Below are 23,672 nucleotides of genomic sequence, written 5' to 3'. Positions count from 1 at the left end.
GTGGACTGTTCCCCTTACGCCTTCAAACCGTAACGAGAACCGGAACGTGATCGGAGGCCTTTTCCTTCGTCCGCTCGTTCCGGTCGATCACGAAGGCTGTCAGACGCTCCGTCAGGCGGGGTGACAGGAGCGCATGGTCGATCCGCAGGCCCGAATTTCGCTGGAACGCGGCCGCCTGATAATCCCAGAACGTATAATGTCGGCCCGCAGGGTGAAGGGCGCGCAGGGCATCCGTTAGCCCCATCCATTTTAACCTGCGGAACGCCGCGCGCGTCTCGGGTCGCACCAGTGCGTCATCCGGTGAGAGCGCGCCGGGCGCCAGGTCCTCGTCTGTCGGGCAGACATTGAAATCGCCGATGAACGCAAACGGCTTTTCCGCATCGAGCAGAACACGCGCGCGTTCCGCTAAAGCGTCAAAAAACGCCAGCTTGGTCGCGTAACCGTCTTCGCCGCCGGAATTGCCGTTGGGCAGATACAGATTGCCGATCGTGATGCCGTCGAGTTCCGCCTCGATATAACGGGCAGACGGATGATCGAAGCCCGGAAGCGTATGGTGCGTCACCGTGAAAGGCCGGCGTCCGATCAGGGCGACGCCGTTATAGGCTTTCTGTCCCGAGGTTGCGACATGTAGCCCGGCTTCTGCGAACACGGCCGGAAACTGGCTGTCTTCGCATTTGATTTCCTGAAGGCACAGCAGGTCACAGTCCGGATGGCGCTCCAGCCAGTCCTGAACGTGATGGACGCGGGCGCGTATGGAGTTGATGTTCCAGCTCGCGAAGGTGAACGGCGTCGTGCTCATTGGATCAGGCCAGCGAGAAGCTGGTGCCGCAGCCACAGGACGAGGCCGCATTGGGGTTCGTCACCGTAAAATGCGCCCCCATCAGCTTGTCCACGAATTCCAGCTCCGCGTTTTCCAGCAGGTCGAGGCTGGTCGTATCCACGAACACGCGCGCGCCGTCCCGCTCGATGATGACATCATCCGCTGCCTGATCGCGTTCCAGTTTGAACTGGTACTGAAATCCGTTGCATCCTCCGGCCAGAACCGCAACGCGCAGCGCAAGCCCCTCAGGTTCGGGCTGGGCTGCGATGATCTCCTTGATGCGGGCGGCCGCACTGGCGGAAACGCTGAAAGGCACGGTGTCGGACATGGGTTCTGTTTCCCGGACTCTGGTAAAGACACTCTGAAAAGACAACTGCGGTCCTGATTATATGGCCAGAGCGTCCCCCAGAGCAAAGGGGTGGGTAGAGGAGGCATGCTTGCGCGGGCACAATGCTGGCGTAGAATGGTCCCGTGGGCCGCCCGAAACGGCGCTCTCTCGGCCCGACGGCTCACGCAGGACATGTCTTGATGGTAGCGATCTACGCGGTACAGGATTCCGGCTCCCCTACGGATTTCAGGGGCCGACTCTACCCCGAAGTGGAAAGCCCGGTCCGCTCGCCCTGGCAGCGGGACCGTGACCGCGTACTGCATTCTGCGGGGTTCCGGACCCTGCAATACAAGACACAGGTCTTCATCAATCACGAAGGCGATTTTTTCCGCACACGCCTGACACATTCGCTCGAAGTCGCGCAGATCGCCCGCTCCATCGCCCGCAATCTGGACCTTAATGAGGATCTGACCGAAACCGTGGCGCTTGCTCACGATCTCGGTCACACGCCGTTCGGCCATGCCGGGGAAGACGCCCTCGCACTTGCGATGAAGGACTGGGGTGGCTTCGATCACAACACCCAATCCCTGCGGCTCGTGACTGCGCTCGAAGCCCGCTACCACGCCTTTGATGGCCTGAACCTGACATGGGAAGCGCTGGAGGGCCTCGCCAAACATAACGGCCCGGTCAAACGCCCGACGCCCTATTTCGCGGAATACGACGCAAAACATCATCTGGACCTGCAAAGCCATGCTTCGGCGGAAGCGCAGGTAGCCGCCATGTCGGACGATATCGCCTATCACGGCCACGATCTCGATGACGGTCTGCGCGCCGGGCTGCTGTCTTTTGAGGATATTGAAGACCTGCCGCTGGTCGGAGACGCCCTGCGCCGGTCCCGCGAGATGGAGCGTCAGATCGGGCGTGAGGCGTCTGATCAGGCCCAGCGCGTGCGTCATGAAACCATCCGCGTCGTCATCAACCAGCTCGCCACCGACCTGACGGACCAGACGCGCCGGAACCTCGAAGCGCTCAATCCGCAATCGGCCGACGACATCCGTAATGCCGGCTATCCCGTGGTGGCGTTCAGCCCGGAAATGCGTGAGGCCAACAAGACCATCCGCAAGTTTCTCTATGCCAACATGTACCGCCACTGGCGCGTCAACCGCATGGCGCGGAAGGCCAAGATCGCCGTGCGCGAAATTTTCGACATCCTGTCCGAAGATCCCGGCCTTCTGCCCGATCCGCTGCGGGGCCGGGCGAAAGCCGCCGATGACGTACAGCGCAGGCGTCTGGTGGCCGATTATATTGCCGGAATGACCGATCGTTTCGCCATGGAAGAACATCGACGGTTGACGGACCTCTCCGTGCTGGGCTGATAGAGCCTCTGATTTGAAGACGCGTTACAGGAATCGAGCTGAAATGGCCGCTGACACCACGACCCTTACGACTGACTGTCTCTTTGCCCGCACCCGGGTTCAGGTGTGCGATGCTCTGCGATCGGTCGTCCCCGGCCTGCCGGAAGAGGTGGTGCAGCGCGTCGATCTGACCCCTACCCGTGATCCGTCCCACGGTGATATGGCGACAAACGCCGCCATGCTGGCCGCCAAGCCCGCACGCCGCAAACCCGCCGATATTGCCGCCGAACTGGTCGCGAAGCTCTCCGCACTTCCGGAGATCGCGAAGGCCGAAGCGGCAGGGCCGGGCTTCGTGAACCTGACGCTCAGGCCCGAAGTCCTGCAGGGCGTGGCCGTCTCGGTTCTCAAAGCTGGCGAGCGTTATGGCCGCTCCACAATGGGGCAGGGGACGCGCGTGAACGTGGAATACGTCTCCGCCAACCCGACCGGCCCGATGCATGTCGGTCACTGTCGCGGCGCGGTGGTCGGTGACGCGCTGGCAAACCTGCTCGAAGCCGCAGGCAGCCCGGTGACGCGCGAATATTACATTAACGACGCCGGAACGCAGGTCGTCGCTCTGACCTGGGCCACATACTGGCGCTATCTTCAGGCCATCGGCACGGAGATTTCCGCAGACGATTTCAGCCCGCTGACCCCGAATGGCCTGCAATATCAGGGCGAGTACCTGATCCCTGTTGCCGAGAGCATTGTTAAGACGCATGGTCGCGCGCTCGCCAATGCCGAAGGTGGTCCCGCCGATCCGTCCGTCTGGTTCGAGACGGTGCGCCGTGAAGCCCTGACGCAGATGATGGCAGCCATCCGCGAGGATCTGGAAGCGCTGGGCATTTCGCACGAAGTCTTCGCCAGCGAAGCCGAAACGCTGGCCAGCGGACGCGTCGATGCCGCGATCGCCAAGCTCGACAGCAAGGGTCTGCTCTATGAAGGCGTGCTGGAGCCGCCCAAGGGCAAGATGCCGGAAGACTGGGAAGCCCGTCCGCAAACGCTGTTCCGCTCCACCGAATTCGGCGATGATCAGGACCGCGCACTCCGCAAGTCCGACGGCACCAACACCTATTTCGCCAACGATATCGGCTACCACGCCCAGAAGGCGGAGAATGCCGACGTCCTGATCGACGTCCTCGGCGCCGATCACGGCGGGTACGTTTCCCGTATGCGCGCGGCGATTTCGGCCCTGACGGATGGCAAGACCGGCTTTGAGGTCGTGATGTGCCAGATCGTGCGCGTCGTGAAGAACGGCGAGCCGGTGAAGATGTCCAAGCGCGCTGGCACGTTCGTGACCCTGCGCGATCTGCTCGACGAAGTGGGCCGTGACGCCGTGCGCTTCACGATGCTGACCCGTAAGGCCGACGCGCAGATGGAATTCGACCTGGACGCCGTTGTCGCCCAGACGCGCGACAACCCGGTGTTCTACGTCCAGTACGCCCACGCCCGCTGCCGCTCGGTCCTGCGTTCGGCCGAGACGATGTTTGGCGCGGATGCCGTGACGCCGGAAGCCCTGTGCAGCGCTGACCTGACCAACCTGTCTTCGGACGTCGAACTGGCCGTCCTGCGTCGTCTGGCGGCTTTCCCGCGCAGTGTCGAAGCCGCGGCTACGGCCCGTGAGCCGCACCGCATCGCGACCTATTGCATTGATCTGGCCTCCGACTTCCATGCCCTGTGGAACCGGGGCCGCGAAGATACCACCCTGCGCTTCCTGCACGAGAACGACCGCGCAACCAGCCTCGCCAAGTTGGCGCTGGTTTCGGCCATTGCGGGAACGCTGCGCTGTGCCCTCACCATTCTCGGCGTCGTGCCGGTAGAGGAAATGCGATGAGCCCGGAAAACGATCAGGATCGCAACCGCCCCGATCCCGGCGATTACGCCCGCGCCCCGAAACAGCCTGCGGGTCCGGCTTCCGGACCACGCCCGCAGGCGCGTTTCGACCGCGAGCGGCTGAGCAACGATTATGACGACGAGCCCTCGCCGCGCCGCCGTCCGGCTGCTGCCGGGGGAGCCTCCGGAGCCGGGCGTCTGACATCGGTTCTGGGTAGTGATCCTGCCACGCGCAAGCTGGTCGGCGGTGCGGTTGGCATCGGCGTGGTGCTGATGCTGGCGGTCGGCGGCTGGTCGCTCATGGGCGGCCACCATGGTGGCATCCCCATCATCGGTCCGCCGCCGGGCCCCGTGAAGGACCGTCCCGCCGATCCGGGCGGAATGCAGATCATGAGCGGTGATGACGGAGAAACCGACATGACCGGCAACGGCGAGGCGCATCTCGCGCCCGGCCCCGAGCAACCCGATACGAAGGCGCTGGCCCGTCAGTACGGCGTCCCTCCCGGCACACCGGCACCGGGAACATCTGCAACAGACGCACCGAAAGCGGATGCCCCGGCACAGGGAGCCGCCACTCCGGACAAGGCTTCGACAGCCCAGACGCCTGCGATCCCGCCCGAAGGGGCTGCGCCTGCGGATACGGGGCAGATGTCTCCAGGGACCGCGCTGCCTGCCACAGTTCCGGAAAAGCCGCAGGATCAGGCTGCTGCCCCGGCCGAGCCTCCAAAGGCTGCGCCTGTCAAGGAAGCCTCCAAGAAGGAAGAGGCGCCCGTCCATCATGCGGCGCGACCGGTGGAGAAGCCGCTGCCCGCGCCTGTGCCCAATCCCGATGCTGTCGCATCGCCCAAAGCCGCCGCTCCGGCTGCGGAGAAAGCCGAGACGGCCGGTGGTTCGCATGAAGTGCAGCTCGGTGCGCTCGACAGTGAAGCCGCGGCCCGCAAGGAATGGGACAGTCTGCGCCATCAGGCTCCGGCCCTGCTCGCCGGGCATACCCCGTTGTTTGAAAAGACCACGCGTGGGGATCATACATTCGTGCGTCTGCGGATCGGCGGATTTGCGGATCTGAAGGCTGCGCGGGCTTACTGTGTGAAGCTGCACGCACAGTCCGTCGCCTGTACGCCAGCCCAGTTCTGAGCGCTGGCGTTTGAGCGAGACACTGCATCTGACGCTTGACGGGTTTGAGGGGCCGCTCGATCTGCTCCTCGATCTGGCCCGCAGGCAGAAGGTGGATCTGGCGAAAATCTCCATCCTGCAACTGGTGGAGCAGTATCTGGCCGTCGTGGACAAGGCCCGTGCGGAAGCGCGTAGCCTGCGGCTGGAACTGGCGGCGGACTGGCTCGTCATGGCGGCCTGGCTTGCCTGGCTGAAATCCAAACTGCTGCTCCCCGCCGAAAACGAAGACCCGGACGCCGAAGACGCCATCGAGCTGCTTCAGGAACGCCTGATCGAACTCGAACGGATGCGTGCCGCCGCCCGGTGGCTGGCCGAACAGCCCCGGCTTGCTCTGGACGTGTTCCGGCGCGGGGAGGGCGAGGACCATACTGAAATCGACCGCTCCGGCCTGCGCGTGGACATGCCTGCGCTCATCACCGCCTATCTGTCTGCCCGGCGCAGAACAGGGCGCCGGACAGTCTATGCGCCGCGTGCCCGCCGCTACTGGAGCGTGCAGGACGCGCTGTCCCGTCTCAAACGCCTCCTTGGAACGGATAGTGTGGTCGGCTGGCACACTCTGACCTCCCTCCTCCCGGACCCGAACGAACTGGATGGCGAAGAAGGGCCTTACGGACGCAACGCAGCACTGGCAGGGACGCTCCTCGCGGGGCTGGAGATGGCGAAAGGCGGGGCGCTGGAACTGCGGCAGCCCGAGGCTTTCGGTATCATCGAATGGCGCGCCGTATCATGAGCGACTCCGGAATGCTCGACCGGGCCTGCCGCCTGGTGGAGGCACTGGTTTTCGCCAGTCCCGAACCCGTCAAACCGTCTGCAATCGCAGAACTTCTCAGAGCCCAGTCCGTTGCCGTCGCAACGGAGGAGGCGATTGAGGCCGTCCGTACACTCTATGTCGATCATGCCATCGAAATGGTGCTGGTCGCGGGGGGGTGGCAGTTCCGCACCCGCCCCGAATATGCCTCGGCTCTGACGAAAATCGTGGAAAAGCCGCGTCGCCTGAGCCGGGGGGCCATGGAAACGCTGGCGATCGTGGCCTATCACCAGCCTTGTACCCGTGCGGAAATCGAAGCCATTCGAGGTGTTTCGCTCGGGCAGGCCATTCTTGACGCCCTGCTGGAAGACAGTTTGATCGCTCCGAAAGGGCGCAAGGAGGTGCCCGGTCGCCCTGTCCTGTGGGGCACCACGGCCCATTTTCTGGAAAGTTTCGCCCTCCCGGATCTTGCCGCTCTGCCGCGCAGGGAAGATTTCCTGCTGGATCGGGCCTCCACAGAAGTGGAAGACGATGCGCCGAACGGTTCTACCGTAGGCGGAACGGAGCAGACAGGCTAGGAATGTCGCATGTTTGACTTCAGTTTCTCGGAAATCGCGCTGTTCGTGATGGTGGCGATGGTCTTCATCCGCCCGAAGGACCTGCCGGTTGCCATCCGCACCCTGTCCAACGGGCTGAAGGCGATGCGGCGCATGGCCTCGGAGTTCCAGTCCCATGTGGACGAGATGGTCCGTGAGGCCGATCTGTCCGAGGCGCGGGACCAGTTCCGTGATCTGAAGAGCTTCAACCTGCGCGACCGCGTCACGAAAGCCATCGACGGTGACAATTCCATCCGGCGCAGTCTGGATCTGGATGCCTCCACGAAGGCTTCGGCCGCTGCACTGCCCAGGGTTCCGGCCGCACCGCCGCTTCCGCCACCGCCTGCGTCGTCCCTGACCGATCTGGAAACGGTGCCCTACAATGCCCGTCCTCAGTTCGAGCCGGCCGTGGACCTGCCCGCGCAGGAGGAGCCGGACGTCAACGAAGATGTCGCGGGCGCTCCGTCCATTCTGCCGCCCAGCACGGCCCGGCGGCTTCAGCATGAACGTTCCCGCTGGCGTGCCCCCGACATCCTGCCGCCCGTCCGGGCCATCCATGCTGGCCGGCGCATCCCCATCGCGAGCGGAAAGGACGGCGAATGACCGACACCGACAGCATCAACGACACGCCGATGCCGCTCCTTGAGCATCTCGTGGAACTGCGCAAACGCCTGATCTGGTCGATCGTGACCTTCGTGATCGCGTTTGCCATCTGCTACCATTTTTCGGGCGAGATCTACCGCTTTCTGGCGGCCCCGCTCGGCAACATCATGCGCAAGAACGGCGAACAGCCGCACCTGATCTACACCGCGCTGTATGAGGCTTTCTTCACCTATATCCGCGTGGCCGTTTTCGGCGCGACCTGCCTGTCTTTTCCCATGATCGCCATCCAGGCCTGGATTTTCATCGCGCCCGGACTGTATCGCAGCGAAAAACGCGCCTTTGCGCCGTTCCTGATCGCCACGCCCATCATGTTCCTGATCGGCGCGGCACTCGCCTATTATGTCGTGTTTCCTTACGCGTGGCAGTTCTTCCTCTCTTTCCAGACGCCGCAGAACACTGATGGCGGCATGCAGATCGAACTTCAGGCGAAAGTCTCGGAATATCTGACGCTGGTGACGAAAATGATCCTGGCGTTCGGGGTCTGTTTCGAACTGCCCGTCATTCTGACGCTGCTGGTCCGTGTCGGCCTGCTGAGCGTGGCGCAACTCAAGCGTTTCCGTCGCTATGCCGTCGTCGCGTCCTTTGCGGTTGCGGCCGTCATTGCGCCGCCGGATGCGATTACGATGCTGAGCCTCGCCATTCCCCTCGTCGCACTGTACGAGGTATCCATCCTGACGGCCCGGTTCGTGGAACCGAAACCGATGGCCGCCGACGAAGACTGATGACACCTGCCGGAGCCCTGAACCATGCATGACCTGAAAGCCCTGCGCGCCGACCCGGCCGCTTTTGACGCTGCTCTCGCACGTCGGGGCCTGTCACCCGTGGGACAGCAACTCGTCAGCGAAGACGAAGAGCGCCGCGCTGCTCTGGTCGCGCTTCAGGACGCACAGGCCGCCCGCAAGACGATCGCCAAGGAAATTGGCCTGCTCAAGCGGCAGAAGCTCGACACTGCTGAGATTGAAGCAAAGGCCGTAGCCCTGCGGGATCAGATCGCCGGGCTTGAAGAGCGTGCCAACACGATCCAGACCCGGATCGACGATGTGCTGAAAGCCCTGCCAAACCGTCTTGACGCCTCCGTCCCGGACGGCAGGAGCGAAGACGACAACGTCGTCGTCCATGTCCGAGGCGAAAAGCGCGAGCTGGCTTTCGAGCCGAAACAGCATTTTGAGCTTGGCGAAGCGCTGGGCCAGATGGACTTCCCGACCGCGGCCAAACTGTCGGGCACGCGTTTTGTGGTTCTGCGCGGTGCGCTGGCGCGTCTGGAACGCGCCCTTGGCCAGTTCATGCTCGACACCCATACGACCGAGTTCGGCTACAGCGAAACCAGCGTGCCGCTTCTGGTCAATGACGACGCGATGTATGGCACGGACAAGCTGCCCAAATTCGCCGAGGACTCGTTCCGGACTGAAGACGGCCGCTGGCTGATCCCGACCGCCGAAGTGCCGCTGACGGCCTCTGTCATGGGCGATATCCTGCCCGCCGATGCCCTGCCGATCCGCATGACCGCACTCTCGCAGTGCTTCCGCTCCGAAGCTGGCTCCGCCGGGCGTGACGTGCGTGGCATGCTGCGCCAGCACCAGTTCACGAAATGCGAACTGGTCTCGGTCGTGCGGCCGGAAGACAGCGAGGCCGAGCATGAGCGCATGACGCAGGCTGCTGAGACGGTTCTGGAGCGTCTCGGCATCACGTTTCGTCGGATGCTGCTCTGCGCGGGCGATACGGGGTTTGGCGCGGCCAAGACGTTCGATCTGGAGGCCTGGCTGCCGGGCCAGAAGGCATGGCGCGAGATTTCCTCATGCTCCAACACGCGCGATTTTCAGGCGCGCCGGATGAATGCGCGCTATCGTGCGGAAAATGGACCGGCCTTCGTCAACACGCTCAACGGGTCCGGTCTTGCTGTCGGCCGGACGATGATCGCGGTCATGGAGACCTATCAGAACGAAGACGGCAGCATTGATATTCCCGAGGTTCTGCGTCCCTATATGGGTGGGCTGAACCGCATCGGTTGAGGAACCCTGCGCATGATGATCACGCTCCGCCGCTTCGTCCTGACCTTGTTGGCCGCAGGTTCTGTCCTGTCCAGTTTGCCTGTTTATGCCGCCAGTCCGACGGTGGATCGGGCGAATGCCATGCACACGCTGCACGGTCAGGCGCTGTATCGTGAGCGCATGGCCCTGCCGCCGGGCGCGGTTCTGAGTGTCTGGATCGAGGATACGGGCGCCACGCATGGCGCCCCCCTCGTCATGGCCGAGCAGCGCGACGAGATCCATCATGGCGTTCCCATTCCCTATACGCTGACCTATCCCGCGCTGCCGCCGGGGGGGCATTATGTGCTGAATGCGGAAATCACGGTCGAGGGACGGCGGCTTTTCGCCACGCCGGATGGGGGCGTACCACTCGATCACCCGCAGCTTCTGCTGCGGCGTGTCGCGGAAACGACCGTTCGGGCGCCTTACGGAACGTGGCGAATCCAGAGTGTCGGTGCCCTGAATTTCCCCAATATGCCTGAAGCACCGGGCCTGACCCTTCAGCAGGACGGGACGGTTTACGGAACGGATGGCTGCAACCGCCTAATGGGCCACTTCAGTCTTGAGGCCCGGACACTCCGCTTTCAGCCACTGGCCATGACGCGCAAGGCGTGTCTGTCGCCGCTGATGGAACAGGAACGGCAGATCGGCGCATTTCTGCCGACCGTGACGTCTTGGTCGCGGGAAGGAGAGAATCACCTTGTCCTGCACGGGAGCAAGACGTCTGACACGATGGTGCTCGTTCCGCAGGATGCACCGTAAGCAGACTCAAAAAGACGGGGTCTTTCAGGAAACCTTTCGTCTTGTGAATTTTTAAAAGGGCAGGGGGGTATGATCCCTCTTTTCCTGAAAAGCGAAAGAGGACTAATCTGATCCAGCTACCGCTATCTTCCAAAATGGATCGAGCAGACAGAGGCTTTTGCGCGACGGCGCGGGAACCCTGACGGGCGGGAAATTTCTGTTGCACGACAGGCGCAGAACAGAACGCGCCGTGGCCGTCAGTTCGGAGGCTTAGACATGAAAACGACACTTCAGCTCGGGCTTGGGCAGAAATGGACGTCTTATTCCGCATCTGATTGGTCAGTGCGCGAGGTCCGGGAAATCGTAACGCTTGCGGCAGGACGTGTCTGTTTCAGAACTGAAGGGAAATCGCTTGTTCCAACACAGACTTCCGAAGCGGCATACAAGGCATGGATCAGAGAAACGGAGGCCGTATTGACCAAAAATGCCATTCCACAGGCGCAGCTTTCCCCCGGACTTGAGCTTGGGCGTCGTATTCGGCTTCTGCGGGAAATGGCCGGCCTGAGCCAGAATCAGCTGGCCGAAAAGGTCGGAATTTCGCGTTCGGCCGTGGCTTTCTGGGAAACGGGGCACTCAGGCCATGTGGGAAAACATCTGGGCGGTCTAGCCGAGGTTCTGGGAGTGGAGCCCGAAGTCCTTCTGACGGGCATGGCTTACAAGGCGATTCAGGCCACCCTGACGCCTGATGAAGACACGATGCTTGCCCTCTACCGGCAGCTCGATCCGCTCATTAAGTTGCAGGCCCAGAAATGGATCGAACGACGCGTGCGTCATAGTGAAAGCGAAATCCAGAACGCAAAAACGGGTCGTTCGCCTAAGTCCGCCTGATTAAAACCGGCCTGACATCCGTCAGGCCAGTGCGCGAATTACGAAGGTCGTTTGCGCGTGCTCCCCGAACGCTTGCCGCCTTTCGCAGGAAAACTCCGCCCGCCCGGATGGCCTCCCGGCTTTTTCGGCCCGGAAAAGGAGCTTCTGTCTCCCGGTCTGCCGCCGGATCTCTCGCCGCCGCGCCCAGGACGCCCCCCGATACGCTGCTGTTTCTGGCTTTCGCGCATCCGGCTCTGGGTCCGCAGAACCTGTTCGATCCAGTCATTGAGAATGGATGTGTTGATTTCCGCGTCCTGACGCGCCGGATAGGCGTCCGGGAAGCGCAGTGCGAGCCAGCGCCAGGCCACCAGCCGCTTGTGACGTTTCTCGGCCCGCTCCAGTTCTTCGCGTCCCGCCTGCTCCGGATGCGGCAGACGCCCCGTGCCCGGCGGCGGTACCGGTCGCCCGGCCGCATGATCCGCCGCCCACTGGACAAGGCGCTGGATCCCGTTGTCCCGCTCGTCGATCGGGCACATGGCATAGGTCCAACGTGTCGAAAGATCGAGGTTTTCCACGCCTTCCAGAGCGGCTGCGATTTCCAGCGCCTGTTCCATGTCGGCAAGGCGGTAGTTCGGGTCATCCGCACGCAGAACGGCGTGTTTGATGCGTGTCAGAACGCCGTAGAGACTGTCGCTGGCAATTTCTTCGGCAACGGCCCGGACGATATCCGAATCCGGCTGAACCAGCGGGCGGAGTTCCGTGACGACTTCAGGTGGCGCACTCAGCATCTTTTTGACGAAGGTCGGGCTGCCCGCTCCGGCCAGCACGCAGACAAGTCCGTTTTCATGCTTGCCATAGCGTCCGGCGCGACCGCCGATCTGTTTGACTTCCTGCGAGACCAGATCGCGCGTCTGGCGTCCGTCGAATTTGCGTAGTGCACTGAACACGACCCGCCGGATCGAGAGGTTCAGCCCCATACCGATGGCATCCGTCGCGATCAGGATATCGGCCTCGCCATTGTTGAACCGGGCGGCTTCGGCACGACGGACTTCCGGGCTCAGAGCGCCGTAGACTACAGCTACGCGACGCCCGCGCGCCATGAGTTCGGCGCGCAGATCCAGAACTTCGCGGCGCGAAAAGGCGATGACTGCATCGCTGGGCTTCAGTTCATCGAGATGCAAGGTCTCACCCGCTTTGAGCGGGCTTTTGCGTTCGAGATGGATCTCATCCACCGGATCATCGCAAAGCTCGGCGATGCGCTTGACCAGCGGGATACAGTCCGGCGCGCCAAGGATGAAGACATGCCGTGCCGGAACACCCATGATGGCAGCCGTCCAGGCGGCCCCACGGTCCGGATCGGCGAGCATCTGCGCTTCGTCGATAATCGCGACATCCACCGGATTGTGGAACGGGCACATCTCGACCGTTGCCGCCAGATGGCGCGCGCCGGGCATTTCGATCCGCTCCTCGCCCGTGGAGAGGGATGCCGGAACGCCGCGTGAGAGCAAGGACTCGCGGAATTCATGGGCGAGCAGGCGCAGGGGCGCGAGCGCCAGGCCGCTCTCGGCATTCGCCAGAGCATTGAGCGCTGTGTAGGATTTTCCGGAGTTCGTCGGACCCGTTACCAGGGTGATACGCCGTTTCAGCGCGCGTGCCGTGCGGAAATGGGCCGCGAACCGGTCCAGAGCCGCGACACGGGCAATGGCCGCATTGCCCGCCTTGTTGCCCAGATCCAGAACTTCCGGCCGGTCTTTCGTTTCGCTGCGCCACTGTGGCAGGAATGTCCGAAGCCGTTTGAGTTCTATGGGATCGAAAAAGAACAGCTCGATTCCGTCCGGTCGCGTTTCGCGGCGCGCAACGGGAATCCGGTTTTCCGCAACCCAGCGCAGCGCCTCGCGGCGGGAGCAGTGCAGAACGCCGGGCAGATCATCGAAGCTGACGAGTCCCTCTTCCCACTGCCGCAGGCGTTCAAGCTCACGGGCACGGCGTTCTTCGGCACGGGCCTGAATGTCGGCCTGTTCGCGAGCGCGGCGTTCTTCCGCAATGCGCAGATCGTCCTCAAAGCCCAGATCGACGCTGCCGAAGGCGCTAGCAATGCTCTGTGAGAGCTTTTCAAGCTGGCCGCTCGACAGGATCAGTCCGGTGTCGGCGAGATCGGCACGCACATCCTCCAGAACGGCGCGCGGAGAATCGCCCATCTCCTGCCAGCGCGTCATCAGGACATCGTCCAGTGTCCGGCGCAGGGCAGGCATGTCGGCGCGCGGGTCATGGGTGCGGGCCGCCGCGTCCTGCGTGTCGGCTTTACTCACCCAGACTTCACCGGCCCTGCGGCACAGATTCATGAGCTGGGATGCCCAGGTCTTGCGGCGCACAACGCATAGCGCCTCGATCAGCCCATCATGGGACAGGCTTGCCTCCGGGCCTTCAAGCCGGCGCGCAACCTGACGCAGCAGGGCAGGGCGTTCGCGCGATGTAATTTCGAGCGGGCTTCCGAAGTCAGCCTCGGCCCGCGCAAGGGCGCGTTCGGCCGGAGAGAGTGTGTCGGAAAGAGGGGCGTCCGGCATGGAGTCGTCTGTCATAAGAGTCTTGTGCGTCATTCCGGCATGCGCTTCAACGCACATGGGTTTCCCGAGCGGTGACGATTGGGCTAAAAGACCCGACCCTTATCAGGTCCGAGACCTGTTATCCGTTCCGCACCGGAGACAGAACCAGACATGTCTACCCCGACTTTTGCCGCCCCTACTCCCGAGATCGACGAGCCCATCACCGGCTTGGTGCCGTTCGAAGGTCATCCGAAGCAGTATCGTCTTGCCGAACCGAGCAAGGAATACGCGCATCTGTATCCGGCCAAGGTGCTGACGGTCCACCACTGGACGGACCGCCTGTTCAGCTTCACCACGACGCGTGATCCGGGCCTGCGTTTCGAGAACGGCCAGTTTGCGATGATTGGCATTGAAGTCGAGGGTAAGCCGCTCCTGCGCGCCTATTCGATCGCGTCCGCGAACTACGAAGACCACATGGAGTTCCTCTCCATTGCGGTTCCCGATGGTCCGCTGACCTCGCGTCTGCGCCATGTGAAGGTCGGCGATACAGTTCTGATCGGCCGCAAGCCGGTTGGCACGCTGCTGCTCGACAACCTCAAGCCGGGCCGCAACCTGTATTTCCTGTCCACAGGCACGGGTCTGGCACCGTTCATGAGCCTCATCAAGGATCCCGAGGCCTATGAGCGCTATGAGAATGTGATCCTCAGCCACACCGTCCGCATTTCGGGCGAGCTAGCCTATGAGAACCACATCCGCCACGAACTGCCGGAGCACGAATTCCTTGGCGAGTACGTGAAGGATAAGCTGCGTTACTACCCGGCTGTGACCCGCGAAGACTATGCCGTGACCGATCGCATCACCAAGCTGATCGAAACGGGCAAGATCTTCGAGGATCTGGGCATCGACAAGCTCGATCCCGAGCATGACCGCGTCATGATCTGTGGCTCGCCGGAAATGCTGGCTGACACCGAAGCTCTGCTGGAGCGTATGGGTTTTGAGGAAGGCAATATGAGCACGCAGGGTTCGTATGTCGTCGAGAAGGCCTTCGCCGAGCGCTGAGGTCTCAAACAGGGTACGAAAGGCCGGAATGATGCAGGATTTTGATCTGTTCGTTATTGGTGCCGGATCGGGCGGTGTGCGCTGCGCGCGTATCGCCGCCCAGAACGGAGCGCGCGTCGCGATTGCGGAGCGCCGTCACTGGGGCGGAACCTGCGTCAATCTGGGCTGCGTGCCCAAGAAACTGATGGTTTATGCGGCCGATTATGGCCGCGAGATCGCCGATGCCCCGTCCTATGGATGGGACGTCGCGCCGGTCCCGCATGACTGGTCCACGCTGATCAGCGCCAAGGACCGCGAGATCGAGCGCCTGAACCGCATCTATGTCTCGATGCTGGAAAAGGCCGGGGTCACGCTGTTCACGGGCGATGCGCGTTTCGTGGACGCCCATACGGTCGAAATCGGCCCGTCTGAACTCGCACCGGATGCGTCCGTCCAGCAGGTCCGTGCGAAGAACATCGTCATCGCCACGGGTTCCACGCCCACGCGTCTGAACATCCCCGGCGCGGAACATGCGATCGTCTCGGACGATGCCTTCCATCTGGCGGACCGCCCCGAGCGCGTCGCCGTGATCGGCAGCGGCTATATTGGCCTTGAATTTGCAGGCATTTTTGCCGGGCTCGGCTCGAAGGTGGATCTGGTCTTCCGCCAGCAACATCCTTTGCGCGGCTTTGACAACGAACTGCGCGCCCATCTCTCCGAACTGCTGCCGCTGAACGGCATCAAGGCGCATCCCGGTCGCTCCCCGGAGCGGATCGAGAAGGTCGGCGAGGCTTTCCGTCTGCATCTTGATGGTGGGGACGTCATTGAGACGGACTGCGTGTTCATGGCGACGGGCCGTCATCCCAATCTGGCTCCGCTGAAGCTTGACAATGCGGGCGTGGCCACATGGGATGGTCGTATTCCGGCCAAGCCTGACGATGCGACGACGAACGTGCCCGGCATCTATGCTATCGGGGACGTGACGGATACCTACAACCTTACGCCCACCGCCATTGCCGAAGGTCACATTCTGGCCGAGCGCCTGTTTGGTGAGCCGGGCCGCGAATGGTCCTTCGCCACGACGCCCAAGGCCGTGTTTTTCTCCCAGCCGCTCGCCACGGTTGGTCTGACGGAAGAAGACGCCGTGCAGACGCATGACGTGGACATCTACACGTCCAGTTTCACCCCGATGCGCCAGACGCTGTCGGGCCGTAAGGGCAAGGCCCTGATGAAGCTGGTCGTGGACGCAAAGAGCCAGATCGTGCTTGGCGCCCATATGGTCGGCCCGGATTCCCCGGAAATCATTCAGGGCCTTGCCATCGCGATCACGGCAAAGCTGACGAAGCGGGATTTCGATCGCACGATCGGCCTGCATCCGACCAGTGCGGAGGAATTCGTGACCATGCGAAGCCTCACGCGCCACGTTCCCCGAAAAGCAGGCTGACACATCATGACGGCGCGTACTGGTCTCACGGAGGCCCGGCAGTCGGGCCGTCACAGAATTTCTGAAGGGCAAGACCGGGCATGAAGTTTGGCTGGCTGTTTGCCCCGTCCATCACGTCCGTCATGTTCGCCCTCCGCACCACGGTCGCCTCGCTTCTGGCTCTGGCGATTGCGCTGTGGATGGAACTTGGTGAGCCGCAATGGGCCGCCATGACCGTCTGGATCGTCGCCCAGAATTCACGCGGCGAGAGTATTTCCAAAGGACGCTGGCGTCTGGTCGGCACCGTCATCGGGATGGTGATGGCCATCGTGCTCATGGCAGCGTTCCCGCAGTCTCCATGGCTGTTCCTGCCGGCTCTCGCCATCTGGGTCGGGCTGTGCGCGGGCCTTGCCACGCTGACACACAACTTCCGCGGTTATGCGCTCGTGCTTGCGGGCTATACCTGCACCATTATCGCGCTGGGCGCGGTGAAAGAGCCGGATCACGTCTTCAACATCGCGATGGCGCGGGGAACCTATATTTTCCTCGGCGTAATCTGCGAGACGGCGATGGGCATGATCGCGCTGCCCAACGTTGCTGGTCGTGCGCGTGAAGAGCTGCGTAACCGTCTTCAGGCCATTCTCACCCGCGCCGTCCCGGCGCTGACGGCCGTGCTGCGCCAGAAAACGGGCGCGACGGATGATCTGTCCGCACTGCTGGGCTCTCTGCAGGCCTCCAGCGATCAGATCGAGTTCAGCCGCATCGAGATCCGCAGCGAAGGCAACGAGGTCGAGCACGCCTATGTCACGCTCGGGCTGGTTGCGCGCGTCCTGTCGCGTGGACTGGGTCTGCGCACCCGCATGACGTCCGTGACGCATCAGCCCGAAGCCCTGCGCCCCTTCATGGAAAGCATGGCCAATGCTCTGGACGGCTTGCCAGAGCGTCTGGTGACGGATCGTCGCGGCATCGGCGCCCTGATGCAGGCCGAAGCCCTTCTGGCGGAGTGCCGGGGGCGCATGCAGACGGTTCTGCCCCGCGACGACGAGGACTCCCTGAACGAAGGAATCATTCTCACAGGCGTGGAAGTCATGCTGTCCGACCTGTGCGAGACCCTGCGGTCCTATCGGGCCAGCGTGGATGGAGCCCCGGTCTCGGAGCGGCATCGCCTGACCCGCAATCCGGACTGGCGCGCATCCATGCGAAACGGTATCCGCACAACGGTCGCGCTGCTGTTCGGGGCCTATGTCTGGGAAGTCACGGCCTGGCCGCAGGGCAGTGTGTTCCTGACCTTCATCGCCGTGGTCTGCGCGCGTTTCGCAACCTTTGAAAACACCGTTCTGCTGAGTTCCGCATTTTTCTACGGTGCGGTTTTCGCGGCTCTGGGAAGCATCATCCCGGTCTTTATCGTTATGCCGGTTACGGCGAATTATCCGTTCTTCTGCCTCGTGGTCGGGTTCTTCATGATGATCGGCGGGCTGGCCGCCCGCAATCCGTCCACGGCGGTCATGGCGGCGTCCTATGGGACATTCTTTCCGTTCCTGCTGGGGATGGACAATCAGGGACGCATCAACGAGCTTGGCTGGTTCAACACCACCATTGCCCTGCTGCTGGGCCTCGGGGCGGGTGTGGTGATCTTCCGTGCTATCCTGCCGTTTACGCCCGCCCGTGCGGGCGAGGTTCTGCGCTATCAGCTCAAGCGTAGCCTGCGACGGCTGGCTTTGCCGGGTGTCGTGATGGACGAATATGTCTGGATCAACGAAGGCACGCAGAGCATGGAGCGCGCCGTGCGCTTTGCGGGCTCCCTGTCCAGTGACCGGGCGGAGGCCATGCTGCGCGGAACGCTCTCGGTGCTGACGGTCGGGCGAAACGTACTGATGCTGCGCAAGCTGGCACAGCATGGAAGCCTGCCGGACACGGCAGTGGCGGCGGTGGACGGGCTGGTCCGCAACCTGTCCCGCCGCAAGCTGCCTCTGACGCATACAACAGCGACCATCGACCCGACGCTGGATGAACTTTATGCACTGGAACGCCAGTCGCAGGATCCGTCGATCCGCCACGATCTGGTTCTGGCCATTGGTTCCCTGCTGATCGTGCGCACTGAAATGCCGGTCAGCAGGGCGTTTCTCAAAGGGGCGTTCTGACGCGTCTCAGGGCGTGGCGAGGAAGCGGAGCAGATCTTCGTTCACGCGCTCGGCATGGGTCATGAAAAGTCCGTGCGGGGCGCCTTCATAGGAAATCCAGGTCGAGCCCGGAATGGCGGCCGCGGCTTTCTCGCCGGAGATGCCAGCCGGAACGGCAGAATCGGCCGTGCCGTGGATCACCAGTGTCGGGACGGTGAAGGCCTGCAGGTCCGAACGGAAATCGGTCGTGCCCCACGCATCCACACAGTCCAGCGTGGCCATCGGACTGGCCATGCTGGCCAGCAGGAAGGACCAGTCCAGCACGCCCTGACTGACAGGGTGATGGAGCATGCTGACGCCGTAGAATTCGGGAATGAAGTCTTTCAGGAAGCCGAAACGGTCCTGACGGATTTTCTGTTTGATGCCGTCGAACACGGAGATGTCCACGCCCTTGGGATTGTCGGACGTCTTGAGCAGGAACGGCACGACGGACGACAGCAGAACGGTCTTGGAAATGCGCGAGCGGCCGTGGCGGCTCAGATAGCGGGCGACTTCACCGCCCCCCATGGAGAAGCCGACAAGCGTCGCATCCCACAAATCGAGCTGTTCGAGAATGACAGCCAGATCGTCGGCGAAGGTATCGTAGTCGTAGCAGTCGATCGGATGGCCGGACTGGCCAAAGCCGCGACGGTCATAGGTGATGACCCGATAACCCGCTTCCACCAGTGCCAGCGTCTGCTTTTCCCACATGTCCCCGGTTAAGGGCCATCCATGGATCAGGACAACGGGCTTGCCTGCGCCCATATCCTTGACGTGAAGGCTGGTTCCATCAGTGGCGGTGATATACGGCATGGTTCTGATCCTCGAAGGAGTTCATACGGGGATCAGAACTTGCTGCCGGGGTTTTGGTTGCGTGTCTTACCAGCCGTTTCCGCGCGGTGCGACGTAGCCGTTGCCGGTGGCGTCGCCGAGCTGGCCAGACTGCGTGTTGTTGCTGCCCTGATAGGACGATCCGAACTTGGACAGGTTTGCGCCCGTTACGGAATCACGTTCCACCCCGGCCTCGTGATCCGGATCCGGACCATGCTCGAAATCGTTGGACGGCGTATCGGAATAGCCCGGAGGCGGCTTGCGATGGCCGCGCGCACGGAAATGCTCGCCGCCGGTTGTGGCCTGCTGCTTGGCATCCGTCTGGCCCTGATCCGGCTGCACGGGAAGGGTCGTGCCGGAGGCATAAGGCTGACCGAATGTCGCGGTCTGGGCTTGTGCCGCCCCGGCCACCAGGGCAGTTGCCAGCAGGGCATGGCAGAAGAAACGGGAAGAGGACAACATGTGATCCAGTCCTTGGCCGATCATAACAACAAGACTGCCTTCCGGACGAGAGAGAACGTCATGTTCCGACCTTCCCGGCAAGACGGCATATGACACTATAATCGGCCTGCTTTGAGCCGGGTTCAAGAGTTCTTTTCCCCTGACAGAGGCCGCAGAAGGCTCCCATATGAAAGTCATGCCGATATTCGAGATGTTTTATCGCCGTTTGAAAGCGTCTGAGGAATAACCGGATGGAGGATCTTTTCGCCTCTCTGCGTCCCCGGACCGTTCTGGCGGAAGGTGCGGTATGGCTGCCCGGTTTTGCCTTGCCCGATGCCCCCGCGCTCCATCAGGCCATTGCGGATGTGAGCGCCATCGCGCCCTTCCGGCATTTCCACACGCGCATGGGGGCGATGTCCGCCGCCATGACCTCCTGCGGAGCCTGCGGCTGGACGGCCGATCCCTCCGGATACCACTATACCCGGACCGATCCCGAAACCGGCGAGCCCTGGCCACCAATGCCGGACGCACTTCGTCATCTTGCAATCCGGGCCGCATCGGAAGCGGGGTATGATGGCTTCGAACCGGAGTCCTGTCTCATTAACCGCTATATGCCGGGAGCGGGTATGGGGCTCCATCAGGATCGCGATGAGGGGCGGCCGGAAGCGCCGGTTGTGTCGGTTTCCCTTGGGATCCCGGCACGCTTTTCGTTTGGCGGCACGAGCCGGAGCGATCCGAAGCGTATCATCGAACTTCTGGATGGGGATGTCGTGGTCTGGGGTGGGGCATCGCGCTTTGCATGGCACGGGGTCTCCCGCATTCGCGAAACATTCCATCCGCAGACAGGTGCCATGCGATACAATCTGACGTTTCGCGCTATCAACGCCGCGCTTTTTCGGCCATAACCAGCCCCCCGCAACTCCTGCATTCACATCCTTCCGGAGGGCATTTGATGCACCCCTCGAGCCAGACCCCGACGTCCACCAACACGATGTCCTGGTCTCCTGCAAGCTGGCGTTCCCGCCCCATCGTCCAGGCTCCATCCTATGCGGATGAAGCGGCGCTTGCTGCTGTCGAAGCTCGTCTGCATCGATATCCACCGCTGGTCTTTGCGGGGGAAGCCCGCCGTCTCAAGACGCGTCTGGCCGCGGCGTCGCGCGGGGAGGCCTTCGTCCTGCAGGGCGGCGCCTGTGCTGAGAGCTTCGACGAGTTCACTGCCGACATCGTGCGCGACACATTCCGCGTCCTGCTCCAGATGGCGGTCGTGCTGACATTCGCCGCCAAGGTTCCGGTCGTGAAGATCGGGCGCATGGCCGGACAGTACGCCAAGCCCCGCTCGTCCAATACCGAGACGATCAATGGCGTGACGCTGCCGTGCTATCGCGGTGACATCATCAACGGTCCGGAATTCACGCCCGAAGCCCGTATTCCCGATCCGCGCCGTATGGAAACCGGATATTTCCAGTCCGCCGGCGTGATGAACCTGCTCCGTGCTTTCGCGCATGGTGGTTACGCGAACCTGCATCAGGTCCATAGCTGGAATCTGGGCTTCGTGGAGCGCTCGCCGCTCGCCGCGCGCTATCAGGATCTGGCCCATCGCATTGACGAGACGCTGTCCTTCCTGCGTGCCTGCGGGTTCGACGGCTCGGCTTCGCAGATCGACGAGACGGAGTTCTACACGTCTCACGAAGCCCTGTTGCTGCCGTATGAACAGGCCCTGACCCGCGTGGACAGCACGAGCGGCGATTACTATGACTGCTCGGCACATTTCCTGTGGATCGGTGACCGCACGCGCCAGCCGGACGGTGCGCATGTCGAGTTCCTGCGCGGTGTGCAGAACCCGATTGGTATCAAGGTGGGCCCGACCACGACGGTTGCGGATCTCGAGAAGCTGCTCGAAATCCTGAACCCGAATGACGAGGCCGGTCGCATCACGCTGATCTCGCGCATGGGCAAAGACAAGGTGCGCGAGCATCTGCCGCCGCTGCTCGATGCCGTGAACCGCACGGGCCGCACCGTGACCTGGCTGTGCGATCCGATGCATGGTAACACCACGACCACGTCCAGCAAGATCAAGACGCGCTCTTTCGACAACATCCTTGGCGAAGTGCTCGGCTTCTTCGACGTCTTCGAGGCTGCAGGCCGTCGTCCGGGTGGCATCCATCTTGAAATGACGGGTCAGGATGTCACGGAATGCATCGGCGGCGCACAGTGCCTTACCGAAGACGATCTGGCTGGTCGCTATGAAACATTCTGTGATCCGCGCCTTAATGCGGAGCAGTCCCTTGAAATGGCCTTCCTTCTTGCTCAGGAATTGACGGGACGAGCAGGAAAGAAATAATGACCGCTTCCGATCCCCAGAAGACTCCACAGGCCGCGCTCCGGCGCGCGCTTGGCACTCTCGGCCCGCTGGACGAGAAAACCATCGAAGCGCGGACGGACGCCTATTTCGGGCGAACGCGGCACATCGTGGAGCATTTCGGGGATTCCCGCGTCACCTATGCGGTGTTCATCCGCCGTCCGGTGATTGCGGCCTGCGGTCTGGTCACGCAGTGGCTGAAGAACGTGGCGGAAGCGCAGGGCTTCGACCTTGAATGCCGGGAAATGTACGCCGAAGGCGAGTGGGTCGGCGCGGGTGAACCGCTGCTCTACCTGAGCGGCAGTTTCAGCCGTCTGGCGCCGTTGGAAACGCTGGTGCTCCAGCGGATCGGCTCGACCTGCGTGGCCGCACATAATGCCTATCAGATGGCCATGGCACTCCCCTCCATCCCGTTCCTTGCCATGGACGCCCGTCACTGCGCGGGCTTTGAGATGCAGGAACAGATGGCCTATGCAGCGGGTGTCGGCTCCCGCGCGGCCCGAAAGGAAGGCGCACGCGGCTTCATCGGCAACGCCAATGACGCCACGGCCGGTTTTTTCGGTCTCGAGGCAGGGCTGGGCACGATGCCCCATGCCCTGATCGGCTATGCAGGCTCCACGCTGCGTGCGGCGGAGATGTATGACGAGGTGTATCCGAACGATCCGCTGACGGTTCTGGTGGATTACTTCGGACAGGAAATCACGGATGCGCTCGCCGTCTGCCGCCGCTTCCCGGAGCGTGCTGCGAAGGGCCATCTGAGTGTCCGTCTCGACACACATGGCGGTCGCTTCCTTGAAGGACTGGACCCCCAGACCTCATATGGAGTGCTTGAGCGTCACACGCCGGGCACCATCCGCCGCTACCGTTCCGATCAGGAACTGCGCGATCTGGTGGGGACGGGCGTGTCGGCGGCGGCGATCTGGCGCATGAGGGAGGCTCTGGATCATGCAGGCTTCCATCATGTCAGAATCGTTGCGTCTTCCGGCTTCAACGTCGCCAAATGTTCGACGATGCGGGACGCTCATGCCCCGATCGACGTGATCGGCAGCGGGTCCTTCATTCCCGACCGCTGGTCCGAAACCTATGCAACGGCTGATATCGTGGCCTATGACGGGCAGCCCCGCGTCAAGCTCGGACGCGAGTTCCTGCTCCAGAAGGTCCGTGACAGCCACGAGACATCCAAGGACATTTCATGACCGACGATACGATTGACCCTGTCGAAGGCGCCCCCGAAAACGGCACTGAGGCGGGGACGTGGAACGTGCGCATCATCGACCTGTCAGGCGCGACGGAAGGCGAGGATGATACGGTCGAGGTGGTCAAGGACTTCATCGACCTGATGCACGCCAACGCCTATGCCCGCGCCTATGTTCGCGACAGCATCGAGCGCTGCCGGACGCCGGGTGCGAGCAGCAAGGAAGTCATCGAGAACTGGCTGGCGTTCGGTGAAAACGCCGAAGTCGTGGATGCCGGCGAAGATGGCTGGAAGTCCTCCACCGAGCTCGAAGACTTCGCGGCCAGCCGCGCCACGCCGATGGAGCGTGACTGGCGCGCCATTGATCCGCGTCGCCTGGTTGACGACGAGGAAATCAATGGTCCGCCGGATGAGGATGATGACGAAGATGACGAAAACCGTCACGAAGTGATCCGTCACTGAATATCCGCTGCAAAGGATGGGGAGGCTCCCC

At 62.6% G+C, this 23,672-nt stretch carries 22 protein-coding genes; 17 read left to right on the top strand and 5 right to left on the bottom strand.

The window, feature by feature from the left end; genetic code table 11:
* Nucleotides 1-22: 22 nt before the first annotated feature.
* Together xth and GAL01_RS01585 are read right to left on the bottom strand one after the other, a co-directional pair.
* Nucleotides 23-799 carry an exodeoxyribonuclease III gene (gene xth, locus GAL01_RS01590; RefSeq protein WP_062033712.1) on the bottom strand — a complete coding sequence of 259 codons (777 nt, stop codon included), beginning with the start codon at nucleotides 797-799 and terminating at the stop codon, nucleotides 23-25.
* A gap of 4 nt (nucleotides 800-803) precedes the next feature.
* Nucleotides 804-1,148 (bottom strand): HesB/IscA family protein, encoded by a 345-nt coding sequence (locus GAL01_RS01585; protein WP_062033909.1) that lies wholly within the window; start codon nucleotides 1,146-1,148, stop codon nucleotides 804-806.
* A gap of 200 nt (nucleotides 1,149-1,348) precedes the next feature.
* On the opposite strand from GAL01_RS01585, the gene GAL01_RS01580 reads away from it, so the two are divergent.
* The 10 genes from GAL01_RS01580 (at nucleotide 1,349) to GAL01_RS01535 (ending at nucleotide 11,211) form a co-directional block, all read left to right on the top strand.
* A complete protein-coding gene (locus GAL01_RS01580) occupies nucleotides 1,349-2,524 on the top strand; it encodes a deoxyguanosinetriphosphate triphosphohydrolase (protein ID WP_062033709.1) in 1,176 nt (391 codons plus the stop codon).
* A 43-nt stretch (nucleotides 2,525-2,567) separates the two neighbouring features.
* Complete coding sequence (gene argS / locus GAL01_RS01575) at nucleotides 2,568-4,376, top strand: arginine--tRNA ligase (protein ID WP_062033706.1); 1,809 nt, start codon at nucleotides 2,568-2,570, stop codon at nucleotides 4,374-4,376.
* Nucleotides 4,373-5,509, top strand: coding sequence for an SPOR domain-containing protein (locus GAL01_RS01570; RefSeq protein ID WP_062033695.1), 1,137 nt, complete (start codon nucleotides 4,373-4,375; stop codon nucleotides 5,507-5,509). The genes argS and GAL01_RS01570 overlap by 4 nt, the downstream gene beginning before the upstream one ends.
* 10 nt (nucleotides 5,510-5,519) lie before the next feature.
* A complete protein-coding gene (locus GAL01_RS01565) occupies nucleotides 5,520-6,278 on the top strand; it encodes a segregation and condensation protein A (protein ID WP_062033691.1) in 759 nt (252 codons plus the stop codon).
* On the top strand, nucleotides 6,275-6,874 hold the full coding sequence (scpB, locus tag GAL01_RS01560) for an SMC-Scp complex subunit ScpB (protein WP_099253061.1): 600 nt from the start codon (nucleotides 6,275-6,277) through the stop codon (nucleotides 6,872-6,874). The genes GAL01_RS01565 and scpB overlap by 4 nt, the downstream gene beginning before the upstream one ends.
* 9 nt (nucleotides 6,875-6,883) lie before the next feature.
* A complete protein-coding gene (tatB, locus tag GAL01_RS01555) occupies nucleotides 6,884-7,495 on the top strand; it encodes a Sec-independent protein translocase protein TatB (protein ID WP_062033685.1) in 612 nt (203 codons plus the stop codon).
* Entirely contained in the window at nucleotides 7,492-8,277 is a 786-nt protein-coding gene (gene tatC, locus GAL01_RS01550) for a twin-arginine translocase subunit TatC (RefSeq protein ID WP_062033683.1), read from the top strand. Before tatB ends, tatC begins: the two co-directional genes overlap by 4 nt.
* Before the next feature lie 24 nt (nucleotides 8,278-8,301).
* The gene (serS, locus tag GAL01_RS01545) at nucleotides 8,302-9,564 is read left to right on the top strand and encodes a serine--tRNA ligase (protein WP_062033681.1); all 1,263 of its coding nucleotides are present in this window, start codon (nucleotides 8,302-8,304) and stop codon (nucleotides 9,562-9,564) included.
* 12 nt (nucleotides 9,565-9,576) lie between these two features.
* Nucleotides 9,577-10,344 carry an META domain-containing protein gene (locus GAL01_RS01540; RefSeq protein WP_062033679.1) on the top strand — a complete coding sequence of 256 codons (768 nt, stop codon included), beginning with the start codon at nucleotides 9,577-9,579 and terminating at the stop codon, nucleotides 10,342-10,344.
* A 255-nt stretch (nucleotides 10,345-10,599) separates the two neighbouring features.
* Nucleotides 10,600-11,211 carry a helix-turn-helix domain-containing protein gene (locus GAL01_RS01535; RefSeq protein WP_174694417.1) on the top strand — a complete coding sequence of 204 codons (612 nt, stop codon included), beginning with the start codon at nucleotides 10,600-10,602 and terminating at the stop codon, nucleotides 11,209-11,211.
* Between the two features lie 38 nt (nucleotides 11,212-11,249).
* Here the strand turns inward: GAL01_RS01535 and GAL01_RS01530 are convergent, their stop codons facing one another.
* The gene (locus GAL01_RS01530) at nucleotides 11,250-13,769 is read right to left on the bottom strand and encodes a helicase-related protein (RefSeq protein WP_062033904.1); all 2,520 of its coding nucleotides are present in this window, start codon (nucleotides 13,767-13,769) and stop codon (nucleotides 11,250-11,252) included.
* Nucleotides 13,770-13,904: 135 nt separating this feature from the next.
* Between GAL01_RS01530 and GAL01_RS01525 the strand changes: the two genes are divergently transcribed.
* The 3 genes from GAL01_RS01525 (at nucleotide 13,905) to GAL01_RS01515 (ending at nucleotide 18,335) form a co-directional block, all read left to right on the top strand.
* Complete coding sequence (locus GAL01_RS01525) at nucleotides 13,905-14,792, top strand: ferredoxin--NADP reductase (protein ID WP_062033678.1); 888 nt, start codon at nucleotides 13,905-13,907, stop codon at nucleotides 14,790-14,792.
* A 28-nt stretch (nucleotides 14,793-14,820) separates the two neighbouring features.
* Entirely contained in the window at nucleotides 14,821-16,215 is a 1,395-nt protein-coding gene (gorA, locus tag GAL01_RS01520) for a glutathione-disulfide reductase (protein WP_062033677.1), read from the top strand.
* A gap of 80 nt (nucleotides 16,216-16,295) precedes the next feature.
* Nucleotides 16,296-18,335: an FUSC family protein gene (locus GAL01_RS01515; RefSeq protein ID WP_062033676.1), complete on the top strand. Its 2,040-nt coding sequence runs from the start codon at nucleotides 16,296-16,298 to the stop codon at nucleotides 18,333-18,335.
* 6 nt (nucleotides 18,336-18,341) lie between these two features.
* Here GAL01_RS01515 and GAL01_RS01510 read toward each other — a convergent pair whose 3' ends face one another.
* Together GAL01_RS01510 and GAL01_RS01505 are read right to left on the bottom strand one after the other, a co-directional pair.
* Nucleotides 18,342-19,166, bottom strand: a complete 825-nt coding sequence (locus GAL01_RS01510; RefSeq protein WP_062033674.1) for an alpha/beta fold hydrolase — start codon at nucleotides 19,164-19,166, stop codon at nucleotides 18,342-18,344.
* Nucleotides 19,167-19,232: 66 nt separating this feature from the next.
* Entirely contained in the window at nucleotides 19,233-19,646 is a 414-nt protein-coding gene (locus tag GAL01_RS01505) for a hypothetical protein (protein ID WP_174694416.1), read from the bottom strand.
* A gap of 230 nt (nucleotides 19,647-19,876) precedes the next feature.
* On the opposite strand from GAL01_RS01505, the gene alkB reads away from it, so the two are divergent.
* From alkB to GAL01_RS01485, 4 genes are read left to right on the top strand one after another with little or no spacing between them, the layout of a single operon-like run.
* Nucleotides 19,877-20,530, top strand: coding sequence for a DNA oxidative demethylase AlkB (alkB, locus tag GAL01_RS01500; RefSeq protein WP_062033668.1), 654 nt, complete (start codon nucleotides 19,877-19,879; stop codon nucleotides 20,528-20,530).
* Between the two features lie 47 nt (nucleotides 20,531-20,577).
* The gene (locus GAL01_RS01495) at nucleotides 20,578-21,966 is read left to right on the top strand and encodes a class II 3-deoxy-7-phosphoheptulonate synthase (protein WP_062033665.1); all 1,389 of its coding nucleotides are present in this window, start codon (nucleotides 20,578-20,580) and stop codon (nucleotides 21,964-21,966) included.
* Complete coding sequence (locus GAL01_RS01490; protein WP_062033662.1) at nucleotides 21,966-23,180, top strand: beta/alpha barrel domain-containing protein; 1,215 nt, start codon at nucleotides 21,966-21,968, stop codon at nucleotides 23,178-23,180. The genes GAL01_RS01495 and GAL01_RS01490 overlap by 1 nt, the downstream gene beginning before the upstream one ends.
* Entirely contained in the window at nucleotides 23,177-23,641 is a 465-nt protein-coding gene (locus GAL01_RS01485; protein WP_062033659.1) for a hypothetical protein, read from the top strand. Before GAL01_RS01490 ends, GAL01_RS01485 begins: the two co-directional genes overlap by 4 nt.
* Nucleotides 23,642-23,672: the final 31 nt, after the last annotated feature.

Origin of the sequence: Gluconobacter albidus, from assembly GCF_002723915.1 — a bacterium.
Taxonomy (GTDB): domain Bacteria; phylum Pseudomonadota; class Alphaproteobacteria; order Acetobacterales; family Acetobacteraceae; genus Gluconobacter; species Gluconobacter albidus.
This window is presented reverse-complemented; position numbering and strand designations above follow the sequence as displayed.

Excerpts from the sequence above, each read along its gene's own strand:
- xth (WP_062033712.1), bottom strand. The coding sequence starts at position 799 with ATGAGCACGACGCCGTTCACCTTCGCGAGCTGGAACATCAACTCCATA.
- GAL01_RS01585 (WP_062033909.1), bottom strand. The coding sequence starts at position 1,148 with ATGTCCGACACCGTGCCTTTCAGCGTTTCCGCCAGTGCGGCCGCCCGC.
- GAL01_RS01580 (WP_062033709.1), top strand. The coding sequence starts at position 1,349 with ATGGTAGCGATCTACGCGGTACAGGATTCCGGCTCCCCTACGGATTTC.
- argS (WP_062033706.1), top strand. The coding sequence starts at position 2,568 with ATGGCCGCTGACACCACGACCCTTACGACTGACTGTCTCTTTGCCCGC.
- GAL01_RS01570 (WP_062033695.1), top strand. The coding sequence starts at position 4,373 with ATGAGCCCGGAAAACGATCAGGATCGCAACCGCCCCGATCCCGGCGAT.
- scpB (WP_099253061.1), top strand. The coding sequence starts at position 6,275 with ATGAGCGACTCCGGAATGCTCGACCGGGCCTGCCGCCTGGTGGAGGCA.
- tatB (WP_062033685.1), top strand. The coding sequence starts at position 6,884 with ATGTTTGACTTCAGTTTCTCGGAAATCGCGCTGTTCGTGATGGTGGCG.
- tatC (WP_062033683.1), top strand. The coding sequence starts at position 7,492 with ATGACCGACACCGACAGCATCAACGACACGCCGATGCCGCTCCTTGAG.
- serS (WP_062033681.1), top strand. The coding sequence starts at position 8,302 with ATGCATGACCTGAAAGCCCTGCGCGCCGACCCGGCCGCTTTTGACGCT.
- GAL01_RS01540 (WP_062033679.1), top strand. The coding sequence starts at position 9,577 with ATGATGATCACGCTCCGCCGCTTCGTCCTGACCTTGTTGGCCGCAGGT.
- GAL01_RS01535 (WP_174694417.1), top strand. The coding sequence starts at position 10,600 with ATGAAAACGACACTTCAGCTCGGGCTTGGGCAGAAATGGACGTCTTAT.
- GAL01_RS01530 (WP_062033904.1), bottom strand. The coding sequence starts at position 13,769 with ATGACAGACGACTCCATGCCGGACGCCCCTCTTTCCGACACACTCTCT.
- GAL01_RS01525 (WP_062033678.1), top strand. The coding sequence starts at position 13,905 with ATGTCTACCCCGACTTTTGCCGCCCCTACTCCCGAGATCGACGAGCCC.
- gorA (WP_062033677.1), top strand. The coding sequence starts at position 14,821 with ATGATGCAGGATTTTGATCTGTTCGTTATTGGTGCCGGATCGGGCGGT.
- GAL01_RS01515 (WP_062033676.1), top strand. The coding sequence starts at position 16,296 with ATGAAGTTTGGCTGGCTGTTTGCCCCGTCCATCACGTCCGTCATGTTC.
- GAL01_RS01510 (WP_062033674.1), bottom strand. The coding sequence starts at position 19,166 with ATGCCGTATATCACCGCCACTGATGGAACCAGCCTTCACGTCAAGGAT.
- GAL01_RS01505 (WP_174694416.1), bottom strand. The coding sequence starts at position 19,646 with ATGTTGTCCTCTTCCCGTTTCTTCTGCCATGCCCTGCTGGCAACTGCC.
- alkB (WP_062033668.1), top strand. The coding sequence starts at position 19,877 with ATGGAGGATCTTTTCGCCTCTCTGCGTCCCCGGACCGTTCTGGCGGAA.
- GAL01_RS01495 (WP_062033665.1), top strand. The coding sequence starts at position 20,578 with ATGCACCCCTCGAGCCAGACCCCGACGTCCACCAACACGATGTCCTGG.
- GAL01_RS01490 (WP_062033662.1), top strand. The coding sequence starts at position 21,966 with ATGACCGCTTCCGATCCCCAGAAGACTCCACAGGCCGCGCTCCGGCGC.
- GAL01_RS01485 (WP_062033659.1), top strand. The coding sequence starts at position 23,177 with ATGACCGACGATACGATTGACCCTGTCGAAGGCGCCCCCGAAAACGGC.